Here is a 7723-nt window from a genome sequence, read left to right as displayed (position 1 = left end):
CAGCACGCGGGAGGCGAGGGCGACGCCGACGGCTGGCGTGGTGCCCACCAGCGGGGCGAGCGTCAGCACGAGCACGGCCTCCCGGACGCCGGCCCCGGCCGGCGCCGGGATGAACGCGAGCCCGGCTGCCCAGGCCAGGCCCATGCCACCGATGGCGACGACGAGATCGGCGGGGCCGACGGCGTCGTACGCCGTCATGAGGACGAGGAGGTGCAGGCCGAGGACCACCCAGGCCGCCAGCGCCCACATCACCGCCGCGCCGAGGCCGCGGCCGGAGAGCCGGACGTGGAGCGGCTCTCGACCGATCCGGATGAGGAGCCAGTCGAGCACGGCCGGCACGAGCCGGGGATGCAGGGAGACCGCCAGCGGAACCAGAAGCAGCAGGAGCCACCAGTAGCGCTCGAGGCCGTCGGAGCTGGACCACGGGAGGAGGAGGCCGCCGACGATGATGCCGGTCGCGGTGACGACGGCGAGCAGGAGCAGGTTGGCGGCGAGCATCACCCGGCGCGGGGCGCCCCACCGCAGTCCGAACTGCATCTGCGCGACGACCGGCCACACAGAGCCGGGGATGTACTTGCCGAGCTGGCTGACGAAGAAGACGGCATCGGCGTCCAGTGCGTGGGGTCGGACGCCCATGCCCGCCAGGAGCGAGGACCAGATCCGGCCGATCAGGTAGGTGCCCACGACTCCGAGGACACCGGAGACCAGCACCCGCCACAGGGTGAGCTGGCTGACCGCCTCGCCGAGGTCCTCGGTGTGCCGCCAGACCAGGTAGGAGCCGCCGACCACCACGGCGACGGCGAGCAGCCGCCGCAGCGCCGTGGCAGAGGGCCTGCGGATGCTCAGGGCCGTGCCGTTCCGGAGGCCTTCGCGGCAGCCATCGGGGCGTCGAACTGCGGCACCGAGGTCTGGTCGCGCATCATCTCCGTGCCGGACTTGCCGAACCTGGCCTTCTTGGTGTGCTCGAGGTTGATCTCGATCAGGATCCGGTTGGTCCGGATCAGGTCGGAGATGACGCCCAGCATCAAGCTCATGAACGCGATGATCAGCAGCAGCGAGCCCAGCAGCAGCGACTGCACGTGACCGCCTTCGCGGTCGCCCAGCCACAGCACGAAGTAGCGGACGAACGGGATCAGCCCGAGAAGGCCGAAGATGGCGGTCAGCCACGCGAACACGGCGTACGGCTTGTACATCAGGGACGACCGGACGATCGCGGCGCCGGACTTCACCACGTGCTCGGGCGTCGACTTGAAGAGCCGGGACTCGCGGGTCTTGGCGTTGGTCGTGACCGGGATGCTCTCGATCCGGAGCCGCTTGTTGCCCGCCTGGATGATCGTCTCCATGCAGTAGCTGAACCGGGTGATCGTGTTCAACACCATCAGGCTCTCGCGGGAGTACGCCCGGAACCCGCTGGCGGCGTCGGGGAGCTCGGTCCCGGCAGCCCGGTTGACGACGCGGCTGCCGAGCTTCTGCAGCTTCTTCTTCGCCCACGAGAAGTGCTCGACCAGGTGCACCTGGCGGTCGGCGATCACGATGTCCGCCTTGCCGTGCACGATCGGCTGGACGAGGTTGGTGATCTGGTCCTGCGGGTACTGGTTGTCGCCGTCGGTGTTGACCACGATGTCGGCGCCCAGCTCCAGAGCGCGCACGACGCCATCGTGGAAGGAGCGCCCCAGTCCCTGGTTGCGGGCGTGGTGGACGAACTCCGTGACGCCGTGCTGGCGGGCGATCTCCACGGTGCGGTCGCTGCACCCGTCGTCGATGACGAGGACGACGATCTCGTCGATCCCCGGGATCTCGCGCGGGATCGACTCGAGGACCAGGGGAAGGGTCTCTTCCTCGTTGAGGCAGGGGATCTGGACGACGAGCTTCATGAGTACCTTCGGATCGGGGAGCGGCGGAGCGATTCTAGGCGTCCGCTGGCCGCGGACGACTCACGCCGACCGCAGGCGCGTCGTCAGCGGCCGTCACGCGGTGGCGCGATCCTCGCCGATGTCGACGGTGGCGCCGCCGGGTCGGCCGTCCTCGCGGGCCACGCTGATGCGCAGGCTCGTCCCGCTCGGAAGGCGCCGTCGAGGGAGCGGGGCCGGCGGCCGCCGGCCACCGCGTTTTGCCGGTCCTGATCCGCGCCACTACGATTGATCCGATCTGTTGTGCCCGGACCTGGAAAGTGATTCACCTGATCGACCTGGACCCGAGAGCGCCGCTCGTGCTCGATACACGCGAGCTCGGCCGCCGCCCGGGGTCCCAGCGTCAGGTGTCGCTGACAGTGCCGGCCCCGGCAGATCTGGGCATCGAAGTCCTCTCCGTCCCCGAGGGCGCGCCGGTCGAGCTCGACCTGCGCCTGGAGGCGGTCATGGAAGGCGTGCTCGTCACCGGTTCGGCCTCGGCCGGGCTGGAGGGTGAGTGCGCACGGTGCCTGGAGCAGATCCGCGAGAAGATCGAGGTGACGTTCCAGGAGCTGTTCGTCTACGACGACATCCGTGACACCGAGGGAGCAGAAGAGGACGACGAGGTCAGCATGCTCCGGGACGACCTGCTCGACCTGGAGCCGCTGCTGCGGGACGCGGTCGTGCTTGCACTGCCGTTCCAGCCGCTGTGTGAGGACGACTGTCCGGGGTTGTGCGTCGAGTGCGGCGCGCGGCTGAAGGACGATCCGGACCATCACCACGAGGCGGAGATCGACCCGCGCTGGCAGGCTTTGACGAAGCTGACCGAAGATACCCAGGACCCAGAGGCCTGAGCGTTAACGAGCAAGGAGAAGACAGTGGCTGTTCCGAAGCGGAAGATGTCGCGCAGCAACACGCGGCACCGTCGGTCGCAGTGGAAGGCAGTCGCCCCGCAGCTGGTGACCTGCGCCAACCCGGCGTGCGGTGCCAAGCACCTCCCGCACCGTGCGTGCGGCACCTGCGGCCAGTACGGCGCGCGCTCGGACCGCCGCCAGGTGCTCTGACAGCCTCCTCGTAAAGGCGAGCGGCATCAGCGCGTACGACGAACTGCGCCGGGCGCTCGGGGACCCGGAACTGGACCCCGAGCTCCTCGAGCGCGCTATGACGCACCGCTCCTACGCCTACGAGAACGGTGGCCTGCCGACCAACGAGCGGCTGGAGTTCCTCGGTGACTCCGTGTTGGGCGTGGTGGTCACCGAGACGCTCTACCTGAAGCATCCCGACCTCTCCGAGGGCCGGCTCGCCAAGCTGCGCGCCGCCGTCGTCAACGCCCGGGCCCTCGCGGGTGTCGCCCGCGACATCGGTCTCGGCGCCCACATCAAGCTGGGCAGGGGCGAGGAGGCGACCGGCGGTCGTGACAAGGCGTCGATCCTGTCCGACACCGTCGAGGCGGTGATCGGCGCGGTCCATCTCAGCGGTGGCATCGAGGTCTCGGCCGACGTCGTGCACCGCCTGTTCGACCCGTTGATCGAGGCGGCCTCCGCCATGGGCGCCGGACTCGACTGGAAGACCTCGTTGCAGGAGCTCGCGGCCGAGCAGTCCCTGGGCGTCCCCGAGTACGTCTTGGAGGACGACGGCCCCGACCACATGAAGACCTTCACCGCGCAGGTCCGGGTCGGCGACAAGCTGTACGGCAACGGCACCGGCCGCTCCAAGAAGGAGGCCGAGCAGGGTGCCGCGGAGACGGCCTACGGCGAGATCGCCTCGGCGCTCGGCCTGAGCCTCGACGGCAGGGCGCTGCTGCACAGGCCAGCGACCTCGCACGACGCCGAGCAGGTCGCCGGGGACGCCTCCGGCCACCCTGTCGGCCGTTCCGACGACTGACCTCCTCGTGCCCGAGCTCCCCGAGGTCGAGGTCGTCCGTGCCGGACTCGAACGCCACGTCACCGGTGCCACCATCACCTCGGTCGCGGTCCTTCACGACCGGCCGGTGCGCCGCCATCCGGGTGGCGCGACCAGCTTCGCGGCGGCCCTGACCGGCCGCAAGGTGGTCGGCACCCGCCGCCGCGGGAAGTATCTCTGGCTCCCCCTCGACAACTCCGACGATGCCGAGCGCGTCTCCGGCGGCGACAGCGGGCAGCAAGCTGCCCGGGCGACGCCTCCCGACACGCTGCCGGCCGGCGACGCGCTCCTTGTCCATCTCGGCATGAGTGGGCAGCTGCTGGTCCAACCTCCTCATGCGCCGGCCGAGCGACACCTGCGGGTCCGGATCGGGCTCGACCGTGCGTGGGAGCTCCGATTCGTCGACCAGCGGATGTTCGGCGGCCTCTCGGTCTCGGCCGGCGGCGCCGATCTGCCGCCCGAGATCGCGCACATCGCACGGGACCCGCTCGACCCACTGTTCGACGACACCGAGTTCGTCGCGCGGTTGCGTCGTCGTACCGCGGGGGTGAAGCGGCTGCTCCTCGACCAGGGGCTGATCTCAGGGATCGGCAACATCTACGCCGACGAGGCGCTGTGGCGCTCAGGACTGCACGGCGAGCGTCCCGCCGACCGACTGACCCGGGCGCAGGCGATCGAGCTCCTCCGTCATGTGCGCGAGGTGATGGTCGAGGCGCTGGACCAGGGCGGCACCTCCTTCGACTCGCTCTACGTCAACGTCAACGGCGAGTCGGGGTACTTCGACCGAGCGCTGCACGCCTACGGGCGCGAGGACGCCCCCTGTGACCGCTGCGGTACGGCGATCCGGCGGGTCGCGTTCATGAACCGCTCGTCGTACTTCTGCCCCCGATGCCAGCCTGCCCCCAGAAGGCGCCGCGTGGTTTGACCCACACGCTCGGAAGTGGGACTCTTGGAGACGGCCCATCTATCGGGGCACGTCCCCTCGAACCGGAAGGCTCACTCCATGGCCAAGGCGCTGATCGGTCACCTGAACAGCGACCTCCGCGACCCGCGGCTTGCCGTCGAGAACGCGCGACTGCGCAACCGGGTCGCCGAGCTTGAGTCCCTCGTCCTGCGTCTCTCGGAGGAGAACGACAAGTTGATGACCGCCCGTGCGGCGGAGATCCTGACGGACTCCCCGCAGGAGATGCAGCCGGCCTGAGGCTGCTGATCGGCCGAGCGCGCGTTCGGCCAGCGGAGGCGAGCAAGCTCGCCGGCGAGCCTTCCGCCGCGCTGCCGGCGGAAATCGGTGGCGCCCTGCACCCTGGTCCCGGGATCCGACCCCGTCGCGCGGTAGCCTGACCACGCCGAGCTTCCCCCGCGACGGCCCGCCCCTGTCGACCCCCGAGTGGAACTGACAGGATCGGCCGACTGCGTCCGGCACACCGAAACAGTGTGCGAGGAACGAACAAAGGGAGCCTGGGTGTACCTGAAGAGCCTGACCCTCAAGGGGTTCAAGTCCTTCGCCTCCGCAACCACCCTGCAGCTGGAGCCGGGTATCACCTGCATCGTCGGGCCGAACGGCTCCGGCAAGTCCAACGTGGTGGATGCTCTCGCCTGGGTCATGGGCGAGCAAGGGGCCAAGTCGCTGCGCGGCGGCAAGATGGAGGACGTCATCTTCGCCGGCACCTCCGGCCGGCCACCGCTGGGCCGCGCTGAGGTCGTGCTCACGATCGACAACTCCGACGGAGCGCTGCCGATCGAGTACGCCGAGGTCACGATCAGCCGGACGATGTTCCGCACCGGCGGCTCCGAGTACGCCATCAACGGCACCCCGTGCCGACTGCTCGACGTACAGGAGCTGCTCAGCGACTCCGGCATCGGTCGGGAGATGCACGTCATCGTCGGACAGGGCCAACTCGACACGATCCTCCACGCGACCCCCGAGGACCGGCGCGGGTTCATCGAGGAGGCGGCGGGCGTTCTCAAGCACCGCAAGCGCAAGGAGAAGGCGCTGCGGAAGCTGGACTCGACCGAGGGCAACCTGACCCGGCTCAACGACCTCCTCAGCGAGATCCGCCGCCAGCTCAAGCCGCTCGGTCGCCAGGCCGAGGTCGCCCGCCGGGCGGCCACGGTCCAGGCCGACGTCCGCGACGCGAAGGCCCGACTGCTGGCCGACGACCTCGCCACGGCCCGCCAGGCCCTCGAGCAGGAGCTCGCCGACGAGAGCGTGCTGCTCGCCCGGCGCCAGCAGGTGGAGTCCGCCGTCGCACAGGCCCGCGAGAAGGAGGCCGCGCTGGAGGCCGCGCTGCGCGAGGACCTCCCTGCCCTCTCCGCCGCCCAGGAGACCCTGGCCTCCCTCAACGCCCTGCGGGAGCGCTTCCGCGGCACGCAGAGCCTGGCCGCCGAGCGGGTCCGCAACGCCGCCGGCGTGATGGACTCGGACGGCGAGCAGGCCAGTGACTCCAGGGACCCTGACGAGCTCGAGGCGGAGGCGGAGCGGCTCGCCGCCCAGGAGAGCGAGATCGCGGCGCTGGTCGCCGAGCAGCAGACCGCACTCGAGCACGCCGTCCAGGCCCGCAAGGACGCCGAGGACGCGGCCGCAGCCGAGGAGCGCCGGGTCGCGGGGCTGCTGCGGGCCGCTGCCGACCGTCGCGAGGGCCTCGCCCGGCTGCACGGCCAGGTCAACACGCTGAAGTCCCGTGCCACCAGTGCGGAGGAGGAGATCGGCCGGCTCGAGACCGCTCGCGCCGACGCCCTGGCCCGCGCCGAGCGGGCCCAACGGGACTTCACCCTCCTGGAGACCAAGGTCGCCGGCCTCGACGCCGGCGAGGAGGGTCTCGACGCCGAGCACGAAGCCGCCGCAGCCGCGCTGGAGGACATCGAAGGCCGCCTCGGCAAGGTGCGCGAGGAGGCCCAACAGGCCGACCGCGACAAGGCGGGCCTCGCCGCCCGCAAGGAGGCGCTCGAGCTCGGCCTGTCCCGCAAGGACGGCGTCGGCGCGCTCCTGGCGGCCACCGACCGGCTGTCCGGCCTGCTCGGCTCGGTCGCCGCGCTGGTCTCGGTCCGCTCCGGCTACGAGGCAGCCGTCGCCACCGCGCTCGGCTCGGCCGCCGACGCCATCGCCGTGACCGATGCCGACGCCGCGGTCGCGGCGATCGATCACCTCAAGGCCGACGACCTCGGGCGTGCGGGCCTGCTGCTCGGAGGAGGGGAGGCCGAGCAGACCGACCGATGGCCGGGGCTCCCCGCCGGGACGTCGTACGCCGTCGCGGTCGTGGACTGTCCGGCATCGGTGCGGCCCGCTCTCAACCGCCTGCTGCGGAAGGTGGCCGTGGTCGACGACCTCGAGGCGGCGCGTCGCCTCGTGGCCGACCTCCCGGACGTCGTCGCGGTGACGCGGGACGGGGACCTCCTCGGCGCCCACTTCGCCTCCGGCGGCTCGAGTCACACCGAGAGCCTGATCGAGATCCAGGCAGCAGTCGATGAGGCGACGGCTGCCCTCGCCGAAGCCACCGCGTCCTGGGAGCGGCTCTCGTTCGACCTGGCTCGGCTCGAGAACGAGCGGGCCGTGGCCCAGCAGCGAGTCGACGTCACCCTCGCCAAGCTTCACGAGTCCGATGCCACGCTGGCCGCCGTCGCCGAGGAGCTCGGTCAGCACGGCTCGCTTGCCCGCGCCGCTCGTGCCGAGGCCGACCGGCTCGCCGAGGCCATCAGCCAGGCGGCCACGTCGCGCGAGCAGGCCCTGGTCGGGCTTGCGGAGCTCGAGCAGCGGCTTGCCAGCGCCGAGGAGGACACCGAGGAGGAGCCCGACACCACCGAGCAGGAACGGCTGGTCGAGGTCACCCGCGCTGCTCGTCAGGCGGAGATGGAGGCCCGGCTCGCGCTGCGCACCTCCGAGGAGCGCGGGCGCGCCCTCCACGGCCGGGTCGACCAGATCCGCAGAGCGGCCG

8 protein-coding genes are annotated in these 7723 nt (G+C 71.1%); 6 read left to right on the top strand and 2 right to left on the bottom strand.

All coding sequences use genetic code 11. The features are described from left to right. The coding region (locus E7Z54_RS13060; RefSeq protein ID WP_168798312.1) for a lysylphosphatidylglycerol synthase domain-containing protein at nucleotides 1-789 on the bottom strand (789 nt) is incomplete at its 3' end. A 53-nt stretch (nucleotides 790-842) separates the two neighbouring features. After that, the gene (locus tag E7Z54_RS13055) at nucleotides 843-1874 is read right to left on the bottom strand and encodes a glycosyltransferase family 2 protein (protein ID WP_136434355.1); all 1032 of its coding nucleotides are present in this window, start codon (nucleotides 1872-1874) and stop codon (nucleotides 843-845) included. 236 nt (nucleotides 1875-2110) lie between these two features. Here E7Z54_RS13055 and E7Z54_RS13050 point away from each other — a divergent pair, with 236 nt between their 5' ends. From E7Z54_RS13050 to smc, 6 genes are all read left to right on the top strand, one after another. After that, nucleotides 2111-2743 carry a YceD family protein gene (locus E7Z54_RS13050; protein WP_346763545.1) on the top strand — a complete coding sequence of 211 codons (633 nt, stop codon included), beginning with the start codon at nucleotides 2111-2113 and terminating at the stop codon, nucleotides 2741-2743. Between the two features lie 24 nt (nucleotides 2744-2767). Next, nucleotides 2768-2953 carry a 50S ribosomal protein L32 gene (gene rpmF, locus E7Z54_RS13045; protein ID WP_136434353.1) on the top strand — a complete coding sequence of 62 codons (186 nt, stop codon included), beginning with the start codon at nucleotides 2768-2770 and terminating at the stop codon, nucleotides 2951-2953. A 97-nt stretch (nucleotides 2954-3050) separates the two neighbouring features. Next, entirely contained in the window at nucleotides 3051-3773 is a 723-nt protein-coding gene (gene rnc, locus E7Z54_RS13040) for a ribonuclease III (protein ID WP_431188806.1), read from the top strand. Between the two features lie 7 nt (nucleotides 3774-3780). Then, nucleotides 3781-4716 carry a bifunctional DNA-formamidopyrimidine glycosylase/DNA-(apurinic or apyrimidinic site) lyase gene (mutM, locus tag E7Z54_RS13035; RefSeq protein ID WP_136434351.1) on the top strand — a complete coding sequence of 312 codons (936 nt, stop codon included), beginning with the start codon at nucleotides 3781-3783 and terminating at the stop codon, nucleotides 4714-4716. A gap of 78 nt (nucleotides 4717-4794) precedes the next feature. After that, nucleotides 4795-4992 (top strand): hypothetical protein, encoded by a 198-nt coding sequence (locus E7Z54_RS13030; RefSeq protein WP_136434349.1) that lies wholly within the window; start codon nucleotides 4795-4797, stop codon nucleotides 4990-4992. 261 nt (nucleotides 4993-5253) lie between these two features. After that, a partial coding sequence (gene smc / locus E7Z54_RS13025; RefSeq protein WP_136434347.1) for a chromosome segregation protein SMC occupies nucleotides 5254-7723 on the top strand: 2470 nt, incomplete at its 3' end.

Source organism: Nocardioides sp., assembly GCF_004803405.1.
GTDB classification, from domain to species: Bacteria; Actinomycetota; Actinomycetes; order Propionibacteriales; family Nocardioidaceae; genus Nocardioides; species Nocardioides vastitatis.
Note: the sequence above shows the minus strand (reverse complement) of the source record. Positions and strands in the feature narration are given on the sequence as shown.

Excerpts from the sequence above, each read along its gene's own strand:
- E7Z54_RS13055 (WP_136434355.1), bottom strand. The coding sequence starts at position 1,874 with ATGAAGCTCGTCGTCCAGATCCCCTGCCTCAACGAGGAAGAGACCCTT.
- rnc (WP_431188806.1), top strand. The coding sequence starts at position 3,051 with ATGACGCACCGCTCCTACGCCTACGAGAACGGTGGCCTGCCGACCAAC.
- E7Z54_RS13030 (WP_136434349.1), top strand. The coding sequence starts at position 4,795 with ATGGCCAAGGCGCTGATCGGTCACCTGAACAGCGACCTCCGCGACCCG.